This is a genomic window from Methylobacterium sp. FF17 (assembly GCF_025813715.1).
Taxonomy (GTDB): domain Bacteria; phylum Pseudomonadota; class Alphaproteobacteria; order Rhizobiales; family Beijerinckiaceae; genus Methylobacterium; species Methylobacterium flocculans.
On the sequence record NZ_CP107532.1, the window covers coordinates 5,137,985 to 5,157,043 of the forward strand.

14 protein-coding genes are annotated in these 19,059 nt (G+C 65.7%); 1 reads left to right on the forward strand and 13 read right to left on the reverse strand.

Going from position 1 to position 19,059, the window contains the following annotated elements; genetic code table 11:
• Positions 1 to 26: 26 nt before the first annotated feature.
• The 6 genes from OF380_RS24615 to OF380_RS24645 form a co-directional block, all read right to left on the reverse strand.
• Complete coding sequence (locus OF380_RS24615; RefSeq protein ID WP_264048266.1) at positions 27 to 788, reverse strand: Crp/Fnr family transcriptional regulator; 762 nt, start codon at positions 786 to 788, stop codon at positions 27 to 29.
• Between the two features lie 303 nt (positions 789 to 1,091).
• Entirely contained in the window at positions 1,092 to 1,880 is a 789-nt protein-coding gene (locus OF380_RS24620; RefSeq protein WP_264048267.1) for a bestrophin-like domain, read from the reverse strand.
• 284 nt (positions 1,881 to 2,164) lie between these two features.
• Entirely contained in the window at positions 2,165 to 2,449 is a 285-nt protein-coding gene (locus OF380_RS24625) for a hypothetical protein (RefSeq protein WP_264048268.1), read from the reverse strand.
• 338 nt (positions 2,450 to 2,787) lie between these two features.
• Complete coding sequence (locus OF380_RS24630) at positions 2,788 to 3,180, reverse strand: DUF2059 domain-containing protein (protein WP_264048269.1); 393 nt, start codon at positions 3,178 to 3,180, stop codon at positions 2,788 to 2,790.
• Between the two features lie 885 nt (positions 3,181 to 4,065).
• Entirely contained in the window at positions 4,066 to 4,506 is a 441-nt protein-coding gene (locus OF380_RS24640) for a DUF421 domain-containing protein (RefSeq protein ID WP_264048271.1), read from the reverse strand.
• A gap of 30 nt (positions 4,507 to 4,536) precedes the next feature.
• A complete protein-coding gene (locus OF380_RS24645) occupies positions 4,537 to 5,040 on the reverse strand; it encodes a hypothetical protein (protein WP_264048272.1) in 504 nt (167 codons plus the stop codon).
• A 686-nt stretch (positions 5,041 to 5,726) separates the two neighbouring features.
• On the opposite strand from OF380_RS24645, the gene OF380_RS24650 reads away from it, so the two are divergent.
• Positions 5,727 to 7,934, forward strand: coding sequence for a GAF domain-containing protein (locus tag OF380_RS24650; protein WP_264048273.1), 2,208 nt, complete (start codon positions 5,727 to 5,729; stop codon positions 7,932 to 7,934).
• Here OF380_RS24650 and OF380_RS24655 read toward each other — a convergent pair.
• From OF380_RS24655 to OF380_RS24690, 7 genes are all read right to left on the reverse strand, one after another.
• A complete protein-coding gene (locus OF380_RS24655) occupies positions 7,900 to 8,892 on the reverse strand; it encodes a PAS domain-containing protein (RefSeq protein WP_264048274.1) in 993 nt (330 codons plus the stop codon). The genes OF380_RS24650 and OF380_RS24655 overlap by 35 nt on opposite strands.
• 201 nt (positions 8,893 to 9,093) lie before the next feature.
• Positions 9,094 to 11,148 carry a PAS domain-containing hybrid sensor histidine kinase/response regulator gene (locus OF380_RS24660; protein ID WP_264048276.1) on the reverse strand — a complete coding sequence of 685 codons (2,055 nt, stop codon included), beginning with the start codon at positions 11,146 to 11,148 and terminating at the stop codon, positions 9,094 to 9,096.
• A complete protein-coding gene (locus OF380_RS24665) occupies positions 11,145 to 12,665 on the reverse strand; it encodes an ATPase domain-containing protein (protein WP_264051477.1) in 1,521 nt (506 codons plus the stop codon). Before OF380_RS24665 ends, OF380_RS24660 begins: the two co-directional genes overlap by 4 nt.
• A 543-nt stretch (positions 12,666 to 13,208) precedes the next feature.
• A complete protein-coding gene (locus OF380_RS24670) occupies positions 13,209 to 15,746 on the reverse strand; it encodes a TonB-dependent siderophore receptor (RefSeq protein WP_264048277.1) in 2,538 nt (845 codons plus the stop codon).
• 141 nt (positions 15,747 to 15,887) lie between these two features.
• Positions 15,888 to 16,901 carry a FecR family protein gene (locus OF380_RS24675; RefSeq protein WP_264048278.1) on the reverse strand — a complete coding sequence of 338 codons (1,014 nt, stop codon included), beginning with the start codon at positions 16,899 to 16,901 and terminating at the stop codon, positions 15,888 to 15,890.
• Between the two features lie 90 nt (positions 16,902 to 16,991).
• Complete coding sequence (locus OF380_RS24680) at positions 16,992 to 17,537, reverse strand: RNA polymerase sigma factor (protein ID WP_264048279.1); 546 nt, start codon at positions 17,535 to 17,537, stop codon at positions 16,992 to 16,994.
• Positions 17,538 to 18,081: 544 nt separating this feature from the next.
• Complete coding sequence (locus OF380_RS24690; protein WP_264048280.1) at positions 18,082 to 19,056, reverse strand: alpha/beta fold hydrolase; 975 nt, start codon at positions 19,054 to 19,056, stop codon at positions 18,082 to 18,084.
• Positions 19,057 to 19,059: the final 3 nt, after the last annotated feature.

Here is a 19,059-nt window from a genome sequence, read left to right on the forward strand (position 1 = left end):
GCGGGGCGAAACGCTCGGACCCCTTCTCAAGGGGCCGCAGGGTCGGCCTGGCCCTTCGCCGGCGCGCCGGACTGCCCGGGTCCCTCGATCAGGCGGGCATATTCCGCCTCGGTAGCGCCGTAGCTCCCGCGCGCGAGCTGGATCAGGCCGGCCCGGTCCTGCACCGTGATGCGTCCCCGCTTCGCCTTGATGAGCCTGCCCCCTTCCAGCACCTGCACGGCGATCGTCGCGCCGGAACGCTGTACGCCGAGCATCATGGCGATGAACTCGTGGGTGACCGGGATCTCGTTGCCCTCCGAACGGTCGTGGCACATCAGGATCCAGCGCGCGAGACGGGCCTCCATGTTGTGGCTGGCATTCACGTAGGCCGCCTGCCGGGCCTGGACCAGCTTGGTCTGGATGTAGCGCAGCAGCAACTTGCGCAGGGTCGGACTGCGATCCACGGCGGTGGTGAAGGCCGTGGCGTCGATCGCGAACATCTCACCGGGACACTGCACGAACTCATGGTGGGGCGTGGTGCCGCTGTCGAGCAGGATCGGCGAAGCGCCCACCAGCCCCTCGCGCCCGATGAGGCCGACTTCGATCTTGCCCTCCGCCCGTTCGACCGTGATGGAGGCGTAGCCGACCTCCGGGAAGAAGAGCCGGGTGACCGGCTCATGCGGTGTGATCAGCGTCTGGCGGAGTTCGGTTCGGACCCGCTGGAGATAGGGGCCGACGAGCGCGAAGTCCTCGTGAGACAGACGTCCGAGCAGGCGATTGCGGACGCTGGCTTGCTGCGGCGGCGACACGGCCCTGCTCCTTTGCGGGAAGAGCACGCCACCTCTCTCGAGCACCTGCATCCCGGGACCCTCGCAAGCGATGCCAACCGATGCGCGTGTGCCCAAGCCCTGTCTCTAATCCAGATTAGGATCAGCGGTTTTCAACGCACCCGACCCATTGTCGATCGCGCCCGGGCCGTTCCCGAAGGGCTCGCGTCGCTTGGGATCGGCGCTCCCGCTTGCCCGTGTGTCACGCGGGACGAGCTTGGGAGGGCGGAGTGCGGCTCTCGGCCCTGTACCTCGATCTGCGCCAGCGTGCCGTGGCCAGGAGCGTCAGTCCCGCCCCTCGATCATCACCGTCCTCGCCCGTTCGATGGGCGACGGGCTCATGGCCATGGGGCCGTCGAAGGGGCGCTCGTGCAGGGCCACGAGGCCGAGGGTCGTCACCATGGCGATGGAGAACAGCGTCAGCGAGGTGGCCTGCGCCATCGGGCGTTCGAGGTGCACGAAGCCGATGGCCACGAGCGTGAGGCCGGCCAGCACCATGAGGGTCAGCCATTTCGATTGATCGCTCTGCGCGTCGCTGAGGGCCAGACGCTCGCCCCGCGCCGTGCGCAGGTTCATCACCGCGTCGAGCAGGAGAGCATGGGCGGCCTGGCCCGACGCGGAGTGCTTCGGGTCGGCGGCGGCCGCCATGAGTTGCCCGAGGGCTGCGCCGGCCTGGGACGAGGATGTCCCATCGGTCATCTTCGGCCATTCGTCGGTGATCAGGGCATCGGCGTAAGCCAACAGGGCGGTGCGGATCTCGCGCATGTCCGAGACCGTGGCGAGGCTGAGATCGTGGATGGCGAGGAGGTTCGAGCGCTCGTTCTGGACCACCCGCGCCGCCTGCCGATGACGCTCCCAGGCATCGTTGGCGACGAAGCCCGTCAGCAGGGAGAGCATCACCGAGATCGCGGTGAAGTAGGTCGGCACCAGGCCGAGGCCGAGGCACAGGATGGTGGGCCGCGTCCGGGACAGATTGGTAAGTGCGACGAGGAGCCCCGCAGCCACGGCGAATACGCCCGCGAGGGTGGCGAAGATCAGCCAGACCGGCAGGTCGAGCCATAGGCTGAGGATCATGCCGCATCTCCGTCCGGCGTTTCGGCGGGAATTGTAGGCCGCGGGCGCTACCGAAGCGTGAAGCAGGCTCGGACCGTGGCCGGGCCCGCCCTCGACCCCCCGCCTCGACGAGCCCTCACTCGAGCGCCGTCGGCCTGGGGTTGCGACCTGTCCGCGAGCGTCCGGTGTCCGCACGTAGGATACAAGGCAGGCCGCCAGGGCTGCCGTAAGGCCTCGGGACCACCGCCTCGAATGACACTGGCGGAACGCACCTCGCCTTCGTAAAGAAGGTTCGTCTCGCGGGTTCAGGGACGGTGGGCGAACTCAACGCTCGAGAGGGCGGACGTATGGCAGACGTAGTTACGGGCGATTTCGGCACCGGTCGTGAGGCACTGGACGGCCTCGAACGCATCTTCGGAGAAGCTGCGGGGCTCCGAGTCGGGCTCCGGCGTATCGAGGCGCCGCATGGAGACGAGCTGCAAGTGACAGTCGGTGCTCGGGCACTTTCCGTTCCTCGGCCCGTCGCTGTCGTTCTTGCAAACCCTGCTGGTGAGGACGAGGTAGACCGGATCGGCAAGGCTGTGCTTCAAGCCCTCCAGCTTGCAGAAAGCCTCCGCACCGGAGCAGTCTGACGCGGCAATCGTCGTGTATCGGCAGCCAAGGGGCCGCCTTTCGATGGTGAGCCAGTGCTCGTCCTCCGCAACTACCGCCCCTTGTCCGCTTCCTTTTTTGCAAGCCGAAGTGCCTTCAACCGCACCGTTTTGTCCTCGGTAGCTTGCCGGACAGCATCGTAGTCCGCCCGTGCCTCTCCGCCTGCACGAGCCCTTTCCAGGTGCTTGGCAGCCTTCGTTTCGCGGCGATCCTGCGCACCGCTGTCATCGCTTGTCATGATGCTCCCGCTTTGTGACCGGCCGTCGACTTCTGAGCTTTAGCGAGGCTTGGCTTGCCCGCCGGCCGTCCACCCGTGCGCCTGGATTGCCTTCGTCAGCTTCCCCTGGATCTCGGGCATGACCGACTGCATCCACTGCTGCGTCCCGGCCATCTGGGCTTGTGCGAGTTGCGGTTGCGCCGCAACGAGCCGCTTACCGGCCGGCGATGCGTAGAACGTCGCGATGGCCTGAAGATCGTCCTTCCCGAGCGCGACTGCAAAGCTGCGAGCCTGGATGTCGAGAAGCTCGTCGTAGTGTGCAGTCAGGGTCGGCAGCACGACCTCCTGGACGAGAACCTGCGCCTGGTCCTGCTGCTTGATCCCGATCTGCTGCATCATGCCGACCATGGGGGCGGCCACGGCATTCAGAAGCGCGGTGCGATCGCCCTGCATCTGCGCAACGACCTCTCGCGCGGCTTTCAGGGTCGCTGGGTCGGGGGCAGCGGCCGGAGGAGATGATGAAGTGGCAGGTTGAGCCATCGCCGAGCAAGGTAGCACGACGCTAAGGCAGAGGCTGGCAAGAAGTCGGGCCGGGCGCATGGCGTTTCCGATCGCAAGCGCCGCACGATCCAAAACCGCGCGGCTGATATCGCCCTGCTATCACAGTTCGGTGTCAAACCTGCCCAGGCTGACAGCCATAGGGGGGCACAGCGCGCGGGAACCGCTCCTTGATGTGCGCACAGCCCCAGCTACGGAGCGAGTCAGGCAGGCGGCGGTTCACCTCGATACCAACCTCATCGTAGGGCGAAGCTCCAGCCGTCACGTAGCTGTACCAGCGCCAGCCGATCGTACCCAGTCCAGCAAGCAGAATGGCAAAGGCCACACAGGCAGCCGTAGCTACCCGCGATTGAGGAGGCCGCGCGTCTCGCGTCATGCGAAGCTCTTATCGTTGACCACGGCCGCCTGCCGGCGGTCGCGGAGAGTTCGAAGTTTCATCACAGCCTCAGGCGCTTTGCGATGTTCGTGGGTGTCGTATTCCTAGGAGACCTCCACCAGACACAGGGAGTCTATCGAACGGTCATAGGTGCGTTGAAGACGTGGCCAGTTCGGGCATGCCGCGGGGGTATATCCATTCCGACACCCTGTCACCGGAGCGCACCTGAGATCTCGCGAATCGCCTTCAGGAATCCTGGCGGCGTGCGAAGTTGCGTACCGGCTCAGCGTGAGATGGACGATCCTGCCTGCCCGTGATCAGATCGGGCGGCTGGGCTCCTTAAACCGATCCTGCTTACAAGAGCTTCAACACACGCGAAAACCGAGTCTATCGACAGTTTAGGATCATTTTTTAGGCACTACTGTGATCGCGCCTGTATGTTCCACGATCGCGGACTGCACGTCCACCAGGTTCGTGATGCCCTGCTGGCGCATCTCAGCCATGACATCCCGCGCATCGACGCGTCGCCGCCGCATCTGCTCATCGTCCCACGTGCCGTTGGAATAGATCACGACCGGATTGCCTTCTGTGACCATACCAATGGTCGGCCAGATGCGCTTGAGGTGCGATAGCGCCATGTGCAGACCAGCAATCGTGCAGAGCGCAAGCACAGCCCCGGTGATTGAACGGTCGTCGCCGAGGATCGGCGGTACAGCCATGCCGCCGAAGAAGAAGATCACTACCATGTCGAGTGGCGTAGCTGAACGCATGATCCGCTGCGTCGTAAGCCTCAGCAGGATCAGCACGATAAGGTACATCAATGCAGCGCGGAAAACAATTTCCATGGCTACAGATCCCTACTTCAGGATTGTCTGTCAGGGATAGATGAAGAGCGGCAGCATGAGGTCTTCACCGTGTGCTGATAGCTTGGCTTGCACGGAGCCGACGATGCGAGGCGCTAGCTTGAACATGACCTTGCCTTGACGCTCCGGCCCGAGACGAAAGGTATAGGTCACGCCATGCGGTGTCGCATCGACGGACACGGCACGTGGTTGGGTCGAGCCGATCGAGGCATGGTCAAGAAGGTCGGAACCGAGTTCGACCCGCAGGATATCTTCCGTCAACGGGCGCGTGACGGCGACTATCATCTCAGTCGGCGCATTGGCTCTCAAGAGACGTTCATAGGTCACGGCCAAAGGGGTGTTCGGGAAGGTTCCCGTCGCTTTGGAAAGCCAGCCTTGGCCGAACAGTCCCGCGAGGCCTGCAACGACGATCAGAGCAACCAGGCTTTGCAGAATGGTTTGTGCTCGGCTCCACCAAGCCTCGAAGCCGGTATTTGGCTCGATCTCGGTTTCGGTCGCATCCGCCGAGGTTATCATCTCAGGGAGCCTCGGCAGAGCGTGTCGCGAAAGCGTCTCCACATAACCTGGGCGATTGAAGAACCGCCTGGGGAGGCGAAATTTCGCCTTCACCTACCTTCGTCGTTCCTGCTGTGGCTGGAGCAGCGCTCCGCTCCGCCTCAGCGGCCTCAAGATCGAGGAGCATATCCTGGATCTCGGCTGGTCCAATCATCGCGCTGCCCTCCGCAAGCTGCTGCTCTGCAATGCGAGAAGGAGGATCGGCGACGAGCCGTTCCCTACAAGGACGCCGCAGCCATCTGGATCACCCGGGTGGTATCCGGACCTTCGACAGTGTCCGGAGGTTTACCCGACACGACAACCAGCCCGCGTTCTCGGTTGCCAGCCCAGCTTCGCGGGTTTGGGAGAGAGGTGAGGTCATTGGTGCGTCTGCCTCGGACAAAAGGAGCGATCGATTCCTGCTGCCTCTCGTGGCGGTCGCCGTAATGGTCCGTGGAATTGTCGCCGTCGGGCTTCCTGTCCGTGGACCCTCAGCTATCTTGCGCACGTCGATGTTCTACCCTCAGGTTATCCCAGCGGTAACCGGAACGTGAACCGAATGATCAGCGCCCACGACGTGACGGAACGTCGGCTTCCCAACTCGTTGCTGCCCCATGCCTGAGAACGCGTCCGAGGGCTTCCCGCTGTTCCTCGCAGGAGGTGGGGAGATGGGTGAGCTCATTCGATCCCACGACTGGTCCGGCTCGCCGCTCGGGCATCCGGATACTTGGCCGCCCTGCCTACGCTCAACCGTGAGCCTGCTGCTGGGGTCGCGGTTCCCGATGTTCGTGGGCTTCGGACCCGAGCTCGGGTTCGTCTACAACGATTCCTACGCGGAAATCCTCGGTGACAAGCATCCGGCCGCCCTTGGCGGTCGCTTCCAGGACATCTGGTCGGAGATCTGGCCCGACATCGTCCCGCTCATCGAGCGGGCGATGGCAGGCGAGGCGACCTGGTCCGAAAACTTGCCCCTCACCCTGAACCGGCATGGCTACGACGAGCCGACCTGGTTCACGTTCTCCTACTCGCCGGTGCGCGACGAGGAGGACAGGGTCGCGGGTATGTTTTGCGCCTGCACCGAGACGACCGGACGCGTCCAGGCCGAAGCGGCACTTCGCGAGAACGAGGCGCGCCTCAGGTTCCTCGACCGTCTTGGTAAGGAGGCGGCCAACAGCCTTGACGCCGACGCTATCCTCGCCACGACCACCCGCATGCTCGCCGAGCACCTCGGACTATCCAACTGCGCCTACGCGGACATGGACCCGGACGAGGATGGGTTCACCATCCGTGGGGACTGGGCGGCCGAAGGGTCCCCGAGCATCGTCGGACACTACAGCCTCGCCGACTTCGGAAGGCGGGCCGTCGAAGACCTGGGCGCCGGCAGGCCTCTCGTCATCCACGACAACCTGGCGGAGTTGGAACCCGGGGAAGCGGCCACGTTCCAAGCCATCGGCATCGCGGCCACGATCTGCATGCCCCTCGTCAAGGACGGTCGCCTCACCGCGCTGATGGCCATCCACGATCGCGTGCCTCGCACCTGGACGGACCACGAGCTTGCCCTCCTCGGCGAGGTGACCGAGCGCTCGTGGGCACACATCGAACGTGTCCGGGCCGTTGCGGCACTGCGCGAGGCGGTCGCCGACCTCGAAGCCTTGAACTTGACGCTCGAGCAGCGCGTGGAGGAACGGACCTCGCGGCTTTTCGAAACGGAAGAGGTTTTGAGGCAGTCGCAAAAGCTGGAGGCCGTGGGACAGCTCACCGGGGGTGTTGCGCACGACTTCAACAACCTGCTGACCATCATCCGCTCGTCCGTGGATTTCCTGCTCCGGCCCGACCTGCCCGAAGCACGTCGGAGCCGCTACCTGCATGCAGTCTCCGAGACGGTCGAGCGCGCCTCCAAGCTCACGAGCCAACTCCTCGCGTTCGCCCGCCGTCAGACGCTCCAACCGGTGACGATCGACGTCGGTGCGCGGCTGCATGCCTTGGCCGATTTGCTCGATACGGTCACGGGCGCTCGCATCACGGTCGTGACCGAACTGCCGGAGCGGCCCTGCTTCATCGAGGTGGACGTCAGCCAGTTCGAGACCGCCCTGGTGAACATGGCGGTGAACGCGCGCGACGCGATGGATGGCGAGGGAACGCTGACGCTGCGGCTCGCATGCGGCTCGTCACTCCCCCCCATTCGGGGGCATGCCGGTTCTCCGGGCCCGTTCGCGGCGATATCGCTTGGGGATACGGGCAGCGGCATTCCTCCCGACCTTCAAGCGCGGGTCTTCGAGCCGTTCTTCACCACGAAGGAAGTCGGCAAGGGGACGGGCCTCGGCCTCTCCCAGGTCTTCGGGTTCGCCAAGCAGTCGGGCGGGGATGTTACGTTCGAGAGCACTCCGTCTCTCGGCACGACCTTCACGCTCTATCTGCCGCAAGTCGCCGCCATGGCATCCTCTGGGGAGCCGGTGGTCGAGGCCGCCGAGGTTGAGCCGGGTGGTGCCGGCCAGAGGGTCCTGGTGGTCGAGGACAACATTGAGGTCGGACGCTTCGCGACGCAGATCCTGCACGATCTTGGATACGAGACGACCTGGGCGACCAACGCCGAGGAGGCCTTGAACAAGCTCGGGCCGAGCGGGGCCGAGTTCGACGTGGTATTCTCGGACGTCGTGATGCCTGGCATGGGTGGCGTCGCGCTCGCCAAGCTTCTACGGGACGAATTCCCTGACCTGCCGGTGGTCTTGGCCTCGGGTTATAGCCACGTCCTGGCCCGCGACGGGACGCACGGCTTCGAGCTCCTGAGCAAGCCTTACTCCGCGGATCAGGTCTCGCGCGTGCTTCGCCGGGTCGTTCGGGCTAAGCGGCGGGTATCACCCGAGCCGATGTCATAGACCCCGACGGCTGTGACGGGCCTCCGACAGACACTGCTTCGTCAAAGCCGAACCAAACCCCTGTTCGACGGCCAAGATACGTGCATGCCGGCTGGTCGGCACCGGCCGACCAGCCGGTCACCCGGCGGTCGGGGTCGAGGGTGAGGATGGCGTAGTCGGTGGCGCTGTCGAGGATGAGTTGCAGGCGCTGCTCACGCTCTCTCAGGTGCTCCTCGGCCTGCTTGCGCTCGGAGATGTCGAGCACGAACTCGATGGCGCCGTCCTCGATCCTGCGCGGGGCGAACAGGCCCCACCGCCGCGAGCCGTCCTTGCGGACGTATTGCTTCTCGTAGGGCACCGCCTCGCCCAGGGTGGCGACCTGCTCGACCGCACGCTCCGAGGCCGGCCAGAACGCCTCCGGCGTCAACTCCTGCCAAGTCCTGCCAAGCGCCTCAGGCTCGCTGAAGCCGGTCATCTGGAGGAAGGCCTCATTGACTTCGGTGAGGCGGTAGTCATCGCTCCAGTGGATGATGCCGACCGTCCTGATCGCGAGGGCTGCCTGGATCCGGTCCGCGACTGCCCGTCGCTCCCGTTCGGCCATGACCTGCGCGGTGGTTTCCCAACAGGCGCAGAAGAAGCCGGCGACGGCTCCATCCTCGCTTCGGACCGGCGTGTAGGAGAAGGCGAAATGCGCCTCCTCTGGCTCGCCGCGGCGATGCATCAGGAGCGTGATGTCGTCCATCTGGACGGCCTCACCGGCATAAGCCCGGTCGACGAGCGGCGTAAGGTCGTCCTGGATCTCGGACCAGACATCGAGAAAGGGTCGGCCAAGGGCCCAGGCGCGCTTCTCGGCCAAAATAGGTGCGTAGGCCTGATTGTGAATGAGGATGCGTTCCGGTCCCCAGACGATGAACATCGGCTGAGCTGAGCCGTCAATGACTTCGCACAGGGTCCGAAGCGAGCTCGGCCAGGTCTGCACCGGACCGAGTGGGGTCTCGTTCCAATCCCGGGCGAGCGTTACCCTCAGAGGATTGGAAACGGCGGAATGGGGGTGAGTCGATAGCACTTCAGCGTTCGTGTGGATGAGAAGCATACTGGGTCGAGGAAGTTGCCCCTCAACCTTCGCCAGGCAGACGCCCCGGGGCAATCGTCCATCGGGGCGCGAACCGTCGTAAGCGTATCAGGCCGCCCCATTGTTCAGGACCAGGCGCAGCGAACGCGCGAGCTCGTCACGCCGATACGGCTTGTTCAGAACGGTGAGCTCACCCTTGCCTATGACCTGACCCTCATCGAGGTTGGCGACATAGCCGGAGGTCAGAAGGACCTTCAGGCCTGGACGCAGGCGCTGCGCCTCGACTGCCAGCTGCGACCCATTCATCCCACCGGGCATCACCACGTCGGAGAACAGGATATCGATGCGCTCGACGCCCCTCAGGTGTTCCAGCGCTTCCGCCGCGTTGAGCGCAACGATCACCCGATAGCGCAACTCTTCCAGGCTCTCGACCGCCATGCCGAGCACCCCCTCGTCGTCCTCGACCAGGAGGACCGTGTCCCCTTCGACAGCGCGACGCAGGGGAAGCACGCTGGCCGGGCCGGCGCCGACTTCCTCCCCGGCCGCATCGGCGGAACGCGGTATCCTGATGCGGAACGTGGTGCCTGCGCCAACCTCCGACTGGATGTCGACGTAGCCGCCGGCGCTGCAGGTGAAGCCGTAGACCTGGCTCAAGCCGAGGCCCGTCCCCTTGCCCACTTCCTTCGTGGTGAAGAACGGCTCGAAGACCCGCGCGAGCATCTCGGCCGGAATGCCGCTGCCGAGATCGGAGACCGAGATTTCGACGTAGTCGCCCGGCGGCACGCCCTTGTCGGCGACGGCGGCGGTGTCGAGACGGACGTTGCGGCTGCGCACCGCGATGCGTGCCACGCGTTCGCTGCCCTCCATCGCGTCACGGGCGTTGACCACGAGGTTCAGCACGGCGGCCTCGAACTGGGCCGGGTCGATGCGGATCGGATCCAGGGCCGGATCGAGGTCGAAGACCATCTCGATGGCAGCACCGGCGGCCCGCTCGGCCAGGGGCCGGAAGTCGATCAACAGGCGGTTCGGGTTGAGGGTCTGGGGCCGCAGCATCTGGCGTCGGGAGAAGGCCAGAAGCTGCTGGGTGAGCTGCTCGCCCCGCCGGGCTGCACCCATGGCGGCCTTGGCCAGACGCACGACCCGCTCGGTGTTCTCCGGCTTGCGGATCACCATGTCGAGACCGCCGACGATGACCGTCAGCAGGTTGTTGAAGTCGTGGGCCACGCCCCCGGTCAGCTGGCCGATAGCCTCCATCTTCTGGGCCTGCCGCAGGGCATCTTCGGTCACGCGCTGATCGGACCGGTCGAGGACGATGCCCGCCATGCGGACGGGATGGCCGTCGCAGCCATATTCCGCCCGGCCCTTGGCGGCGATCCACCGGATCGCGCCGTCCGGACGCTGGATGCGGCATTCGATATCGAGGAAACCGGTCTCCTCGGCCCGCGCGAAGGCTGCCTCCACGAGGGGCCGATCCTCCGGGACGGCATGGCCGAGGAGGTCGGCCCGTCCCCAGGAGGCGACAGGCTGGTCGTAACCGAAGATCGCGTCGTGGCGGCCGGAGCGGCGGGCGGTGTCGTTGACGAGATCGAGGTCCCAAGAGCCCATGCCGGCGGAATCGAGTGCGAATGCCAGCGTCTCGCGCGCCGCTTCGACTTCTCGCGTGCGCTCCTCGACGCGACGCTCCAGCGTTTCGTTGGCGATCCGGAGACGCTCCTGCGCCTGCTCGCGTTCGAGGATGTGCCCGCGTGCCTGGTACTGACGGCGCCGGACCCGCAAGGCGGACGCGACCGCGCTTGCTAGGGTCTCGGCGTTGATCGGCCGCTCCAGCAGCACGACGTTTCCCAGGCGCTCGATGAGCGCGGCAGCACGCGCGGGCCGACGTCCGGCCTGGCGCGTCGCCAGCATGACGAAGGGGAAATCGGACCACGGCGGCTGGTGATTGACCCAGTCGTCCAGGGTGACCGTGTCTGCCTCGACCAGGGCCTCCTCGGTGACGATGGTGGCGGCCGCGCCGTTCCGCAGTTCACCGACCCAGGTGGCGACATCCAGGCAGATGCAGGCAGGCGTCCCCCGCTTGGCGAGCAATTGTTCGATGACCCCCGCATCGCGCCCGCGCGGTGCCAGGATCAGGATCCGGCTCTCGATGTCCGTCAACGCCGTCATGCGTTTGCGGCGGGCGTCGTGGCGGCATCGCTCTTCAGCATGGCGACCTTGCCGCCGTAGGCCGGCAACCCCGTGAGAACGCCTTGGAAATCGGTCAGCGCCTCGCCGACCTGCAAGCCGGTCCCGGCGATGCGCAATTCGCGAATGGTGCGCTCGTGCGCGTTGACCCGGCTCTTCACCACGGACAGGGCCGTCCGCACCGCGCCTTCGGCCTCGAAGTACCGGAACAGCACGATGCCATCGCTGAGGTAGCTCAAGTCGACGTCCGTGCGGACCTCGCCGATCACCCCGTGCTGGCCCAGCACGAGGACGGTCGTCGCCCCCTTCTGGTTAAGGTAGCTCAGGAGCTCGTGCATCTGCAGGACAAGGTACTGCTCGTCCGGCATGGCGTGAACGTAGGCGTTGAGGCTGTCGATGGCGACGAAGATCGAGCCATGGCCCTCGACGGCCTCACGGGCCCGGCAGGCGAATTCACCCGGCGAGATCTCGGCCGGGTCGATCTGCATGAGATTCAGGGCCCCGGTCTTAACATAGGGCCGCAGGTCCATGCCGAGGAGTGCGGACCGGGCGAGCAAGGTCGCCCTCCCCTCGTCGAACAGGAAGTAGGTCGCGCGTGCGCCCCGCTCCAGCGCGGCAAGCAGGCACCGGACGGCGGTGGTCGTCTTGCCGGCGCCGGACGGGCCCATGAGCAGGGTGTTGGTTCCCTGAACGAGGCCGCCGCCGAGCAGCAGGTCGAGTTCGGCCAGGCCGGTCGAGGTTGTGACCGGCTCGAAGTCTGCTCCGTGCTCGGCCGCAATGAGCCGCGGGAAGACGGTGAGACCCCCCGTGTCGAGCGCAAAATCGTGGAAACCGCCGCGGACCTTCACGCCGCGCATCTTCACGACGCGGATGCGCCGACGCTCGGCCCCGAACTCGCGCTCCATCTGTTCGAGGACCAGGACCCCGTGGGCGATGCTGTGGAGCTGGACGTCCGCCGTGTTGTCGTCGAGCATCAACACCGTGCAACGACGCGACGCGAAGAACTGCTTCAGGGCCAGGATCTGGCGCCGGTATCGCAGCGGGTTCTGGGCAAGAAGGCGGAGCTCGGACAGGCTGTCGAAGACCACTCGGGCTGGCTTGAGCGCGTCAACGCGCTCCATGACCTCGCGCACGGTCTCGCCGAGCTCGACCTCGGACGGGTGCAGGATGGACTGCTCGCTGTCAGGGTCGAGGCCGAGCTCGCTGACGAGTTCGTACACATCGATGCCATCCAGGCTCCAGCCATGGGAGGCGGCACCGGCGCGAAGTTCGTCGGCACTCTCCGACAGGGTGACGTAGAGGCCCTTCTCGCCTCGGTCGACGCCTTCGAGCAGGAACTGCAGCGACAGGGTCGTCTTGCCCGCACCAGGCGTGCCCTCGACCAGAAAAAGGCGCTCACGGGTGAAGCCGCCGATCAGGATGTCGTCCAGGCCGGGAATGCCGGTCGAGGCGACGGGACGGGAACCTGGGGCGGCGGGGCCTGATGGATCAGCGGGCATGGTCACCGTGATGCGGGAAAGGCGCATCCGGTTGCCCTCTGGGTCGGAGCAGCTCGTCGGCCTTTCGATGGATGTCGTCGTGGGTTAACTCGGAAACCCGCGATTGGTGTCCACCGCAACGTGGGCTGAAGGCCAGTCGCCGTACCTTTCCGGGGCCAGGCATCCGAAGCTCGACGCCGCGTCACCCTCTCGTATCGCCTCATCCCCTGCCTGCGCCCAGGGATGAGGCGCCGGCCCCCTCCAGCCGTCCAGCCGATCCCGCAAACGCCTCAGTTCCAACGGGGCCCCGTCGACACGCGCCAACGCGTCGTTCCGCATGTTGTCGCCTGCCGGCGGCCGTCCCCCTATTGTCGGGTGATCTGCATCCGGTTTCCGTATCCGCTTCGTCCGAGCTGTCCGACGGGGTTGGGCGGATGCCAGCCGGTCCGCTGTAGGAAGAGCGCAGGCGCATTGCTTCCTGAGCTCATCCGGGCAGATCATCAGCAGCGCAGGCGTCGTCGGATCGCGGCGCGCCCTGTCAGGCCTTTCGCCTGCCCGTGATCGTCACCAGCGATATCGCAGCGTGGCAAGAATCGTCTGCCTGTTTCCGTAGAAGCAGCCGGTGGCCGCGATGCACGTCGTGACATAGGTCCTGTCGAAGAGGTTCGTAGCGTTGAGTGCGAGGTCGACGCCCTTCAGCGATGGGTAGCGATATCCGAAATCGTACCGCAGCGCCGCGTCGACGAGCGTGACCACAGGGGTCTTGTAGAGGTTGGCATTGTCGCCGACCGAGACGCCGATGTAGCGCACGCCCGTACCCAGGCCGAGGCCAGCCCAGTCGCCGGTCCGGATCGTGTAGTCGAGCCAGACGGAGGCCTGGTGGCGCGGAACGAAGGGCAGTTCGTTCCCGACGATGCTGACGCCCGCCGCATTGGCGTTCGCCTTGGTGAATTCGCTGGTCATCGCCGCGTAGGAGGCGATGACGTCGAGGCTCTCGCTCAGGCTCGCCTTGGCCTCCAGCTCCAGCCCGCGGACCCGTGCCTCGCCGGCCTGGGTATTGAAGCGGAAATCCAGGGCGTCCGGCGTCAGCACGTTCTGCTGCTTCAGATCAAAGACTGCGCCAGTCAGCAGGAGGTTGGTTCCTGCCGGCTGCACCTTGATGCCGCCCTCGATCTGATCGCCTGTGGTCGGAGCGAAGGGCGTACCGAGGCGATTCGTCCCGGATGTCGGCTGGAACGACGTCGCGTAGCTCACATACGGCGCGAAGCCCCCCTCGAACAGGTAGCTCAAGCCCACACGCCCGGTGAAGGCCGCATCGTCCTGCCTGACCCGGCTCACCGCTCCGGTCGCAGCCGTCCGGGTCCGGGTGACCGCATCGGCCCAGTCCTGCCGGCCGCTCAGGGTGAGACTGAACCCGCCCACGCGGATCTCGTCCTGGACGTAGAGGCCGGCCTGGTTACGCCCTTGCGTAATCCGGGTTCCCAGCGGGGGGCGCGTGACCGTGCCGGCATAGACCGGAGTGAAGATGTCGACGGACGGGACGACCCGGAGTTCGGATTCGTCGTAGCGCGCATCCTCGCGCAGGTAATCGGCCCCGAACAGAAGTGTGTGCGCGAGAGGTCCTGTGAAGAAACGTGCCTCCGCTTGGTTGTCGACGTTGAAGAGGTTGGAGCGTTCCGGGAACGCCCAGGCATACCGCGACAGTGTCCGGCCGTTGGCCGCGAGACCGATCGCCTGCACGCGCTGGGTGTCGGCTTCGACGTGCGAGAACCGGAGGTTCTGGCGCACGGTCCAAACATCGTTGAACCGATGCTCGAAGGCATAGCCGATAAAGCCCTGGTCGAGCTTGAAGCGATCGTAGTTCGGCTCACCGATGAAGCGGTTGGTGGGAATGCGCCCGCGCGGGTTGTTGTAGAGCGTGCCGAGCGTTGGCAAGCCCTGTGGCGCGCCGCCTCCGGGCGAGTCGATGTGCAGGTACTGCGACAGGATCGTGAGGGAGGTGTCGGCATCCGGCCGGAACGTGACGCTCGGAGCGATGAAGACGCGGTCCTCCTCCAGATGATCGACCTGTGTGCCGGTGGTGCGGGCGAGGCCCGTCAGGCGATAGAGGATCCGGCCGTCGGGATCGACGGGACCGAAGAGATCGAAGGCGGCCTGCGCACGCCCGAAGCTGCCGGTCTGAAGCTGGATCTCGCGCAAAGGCACCGCACTCGGCCGCTTGCTCACGAGGTTGAGCAAGCCACCTGGCGAGTTCTGCCCATACAGCCCCGATGAGGGACCCTTCAGCAACTCGATCCGCTCCAAGCCGTACGACTCGATGCGCGGCTGCGAGTAGCCCCGGGCGCCGAAGGGCAGGCGCAATCCATCGAGGTAGCGTCCGGGCACGAAGCCACGGACATAAAGCCAGTCGTAGCGCAGGTCCGTGCCGTACTGCGTGAGAACGCCCGGCGTATAGAGCAGAGCTTGGCTGACGCTCTGCGCCTGCCGATCCTCGATCTCCTTGCGGCCGACCACGTTGACCGCCTGGGGCGTCTCCAGGATCGAGGTGCCAGTCTTGGTCGCCGTCGCGCTGCGTCTGGCGACATAGCCGTTCGTCGGACCGAGGGCCGTATCCCCCATCACCTCCAGGGCATCGAGGGTGACGGCGCCATCCTGGATGCTGCCGAGATCGGCCTGGGCGACGAGGCCGACGATGGTTGCGGAGCGCGGCGCCGTGAAGTGCGGCACGAGGCCGGTTCCAACGAGGAGGCGTCGAAGTCCTTCCACCCGCTCGTAGCGTCCGGCAAGCGGCATCGCACGAAGGCGACGGGTGGCGTGGCTGTCGTAGATGAGCTGAACGCCGCTGACGGCACCGTACGTCGCCAGGGCCTCATCCAGGGGCTGGGCGGAAATCGCGAAGTCGAGGATCTCCTCCGAACCCGGCCCCATCGCGGCCACGCGAACGATGTGCGGACCAAGGGCCATGTGGCTCCGGTCCGCCTGCCCGATGGCCCCCGAGGCCGGTGCCGGCAGGGCGAGGACGAGCGCCGCGACACCACTCAAGCCCGTCACCATCCGATAGCCGTCCCCCGTCCGCTTCTGTCCACGTCCCCGTACCGTCATTCGACCCACCGTCTCCGCGCGGTCTTCTGACCGCGGCCCGACGGGTCGTGATCGCCCGCCTGACTCCTCAGACGTGCGGCGGGTGACGAACCCGCAAAAAAAGATCATGGCTCACGTCGTCATGCGTGAGCGCTCTCGGGATCAGCGCAGGACCACGATCCGGTCGCCCAATCTGACCTCGGACAAGGCCAGGGCGGTCCGGATGCTGCCGAGGGCTTCCTCCGGACGTGCGAGGTGGAAGATCCCCGTCACTCGCCGGGAGGCCGCGCTCGGACTGCCCAGGATGATCCGGCCCGGGCGATATCGATTGAGGTCCTCCACGACCTGGGAGAGGGGGGTGTCGCGGAACACGAGGAGGCCCCGCCTCCAGGCCGCGACGGAGGCGATGTCGACGGGATGGACCCCGCGCGCATCCGATCCGATCGCCATCGCGTGCCCTGCCGTGAGGCGCATTGCGGCTCTGCCCGGCGCGGGAACGACCGTGACGAGGCCGGAGAGGCAGGTCAGGTCGGCATCCGTGCCGCCGACCCAGCCGGAGAGTCCGTCGCTCGGCCTGCAGCGAACGGCGAATTCCGTCGCTTGACCGGTCTGGGTGGCGAGGCGAGCCTCGCCGACGCTCAGGGTGAGGGCCGCATGGCCGGCCGGCACCGTGACGACCACCGCACCCGCGTGCAGTGCGATCGCCGGCCTTTCCGGATCGGGATCGGCGTCGAGCGCCGTCTCGGCATCCAGTTCGACGCGGATGCCGCTCGCGAGGGCCAAGGTCCGGATCTCGCCGGTTCCGGTCCGGTGGGCCGCGTTCAAGGCCGGCCATCGTAGCGCGAACGTGGCGCCCGCGGCCGCGATGGAGGCCGACGCAACCCCGCCCACGGCGACCCGGCCGATCATGCGGCGCCGGGTCAACCCACGCGTGCCGGCACGGGCGGCCGATGCCTCTCCTGAGGCCGCCAGTGCATGGCCGGCCGTCTTCCAAAGGCCTGCCGCGGCGCGAAACGCAGCGTCGTGTTCCGGGTTCGCGCGCCAGTCCGCGAGGGCCCGCGCATCGTCCTGAGTTGCCGTGCCGGATGTCAGGCGGACCACCCAGGCGCGCGCCTCCTGCTCGACGCTTCGATCCCCGTCGCCCGAAGGCTGGCCCCGATGGTTCGGCACGCTCATTCTACTTTTGCCGATTGCCGGAAGGGTTGCGGGCCCTCCTTCGGAGAGCGCTCCATGCAGTGAGACGTTTCCACGAGGACGATCCCGCAATCAATCCGGATGCCGTCGGGCGTGCAGACGTTCGGCACAGTGATCGAGCGCCATTCTGACGTCCGCTTCCACGGTTCGAAGCGACACACCGAGGCGCGTGGCGATCGCCGCGTGGCTCAGGTTCTCGAGACGGCTGAGGCGGAAGGCCTCGGCGCGGCGGGGTGGCAGTTCGCGCAGCGCCGCAGCGAGTCCTTGCAGCTCGCCACGGGATTGAGCCTGTCGCTCAGGGCCGGGTGTCTCGTCGGCGACCGTCAGCAGATCGTTGATCTCGGTGTTCGTGAGAACACGAGACTGGCGCCGCTGCGCACGCTGGTGATCCACGGCGAGATTTGCAGCGATCTGGAACAGGAAGGCACGTTCATTGTGCAGGGGCGTTTGGCCAAAGTCGGCACGCGCGACCCGGATGAACGCCTCGTGCGCGAGATCCGCCGCATCGTGTTGACCGACCTTGCGGCCGAGGAAGCGCAGCAAGGCCTTGCACTGCGTACGATACAGCTTCGCAAGCTGGCTCCCGCGCTCGTCGCGGGTGGGAGTAACGACAGGCATGGACCCCTGTCCGTGGATGACAGCCGGAGCGACGTCGCGGGCCCATCGCGTATAGCAACGATTCGCCCTATGGCAAGTACTTCACGGGCTGGAATCGATATAGAGTCTCCATATTATAATTATTCTATTTTAAAAAATCGAGTTGTGATTGCGATGTATCTCCTATTTGGTTTCTTATAGCTAGCCGAGGTCGCATGAATTTGCCCTCTACTGCCATCGCTAGTCCGACGTATCCTTGAAAAGGATGGGGGATTGGCTCCGTTCCGCCCACGGCGACTGGATCTGGCAGGTCAAGGACATGGCCGAAGCAAGCGAGTGGGTGACGCGCTGTCCCAACCCAATGTCTGGTCCCCGCGAGATCGAGATCCGCCCCTTGTCCGAAGCATCCGACTTTACGCTGGCGTAGGATAGACTCGGCAGCGTTTCGCCATACCAGCGAATAGCTTCTAATCAATCTGCGCCTGCTCGCCCTCCCCCCGCGTCCAGAGTACCGACGCGGGGGCCATTCTATGATCCTGACGCAAGCTTCTGCGCAGCTCGTAGATCAGGAAGAAGCGTTGTTGCGCCCCAATTCGAAAGCGTGGTCGATGGCCTGAACGACCTTCTCTGGCGCGAGATGGTGGATCATGTGCCCCATGCCCGGAACGACGATGAACTCGCTCTGAGGCAAGGCATGGTGCAGTCGCTCCGACTGACGCCCAACATCTGCGATCTGATCGTCGGCCCCTGCGATGATGACGACGGGCAGCTTCAGTTCGCGGTAATGTTCCTGCAGTTCGATCGTCACAGGTGTCATCAGAGCCGCGTCCTCCGCGGAGGCGCGCAGTTGAAGGGGCCGCAGCATCATCTCCTTGGGGAACTCGCGTTCGAACCGCTCTGGCACAGGCGCTGGTGCGAACATCCCCTTGATCATGCCCGGCATCAAAGCTCGTCCGACGAGCGGCGACACCGTGTAGCGCAGCACATCACCAAGGCCAGGGATGGCCGGTGGCGAAGCCAGGATCACGTCGGCGCGCAACGTCGGATAGTAGTAGCCCGACGCCAGGACGAGGCTCCGGACAAGGCCTGGAGCCTGTAGGGCCAGCGCAACTGCAACGAGGCTGCCCCAGGAGTGCCCGAGGACGACGGCCTTCGATACGCCGAGGCGTTCCAAGGCCTTCTCATACAGAGTGGCATGAGCCCTCGGGGTCCAGAGCCCTCGGGGTCTGCTGCTGTAGCCATAGCCCGGTCGGTCAAAGATGATGACGCAGTAGCGCTTTGCGAGTTCGTCCACGATCCCGCTGACCAGGAAGTCCTGGATCATGGTGCCGTTGCCGTGGATCAGTACGAGCGGCTGTCCGCGGCCACGAACGATGTAGTGCAGGCGAACACCATCCACGGTCATAAAATCGCCGATGGGCGGCGTGCGTCTTTCGGCTTCACGGGCCTTCGAGACGGCATAGAGGGCGGACGTACCGAGGGCGGCAGCAGTCCCGAGCAGGGCGGGCATCAGCCAAGGGGTGGTCGAGCGGCGTGTCATGAT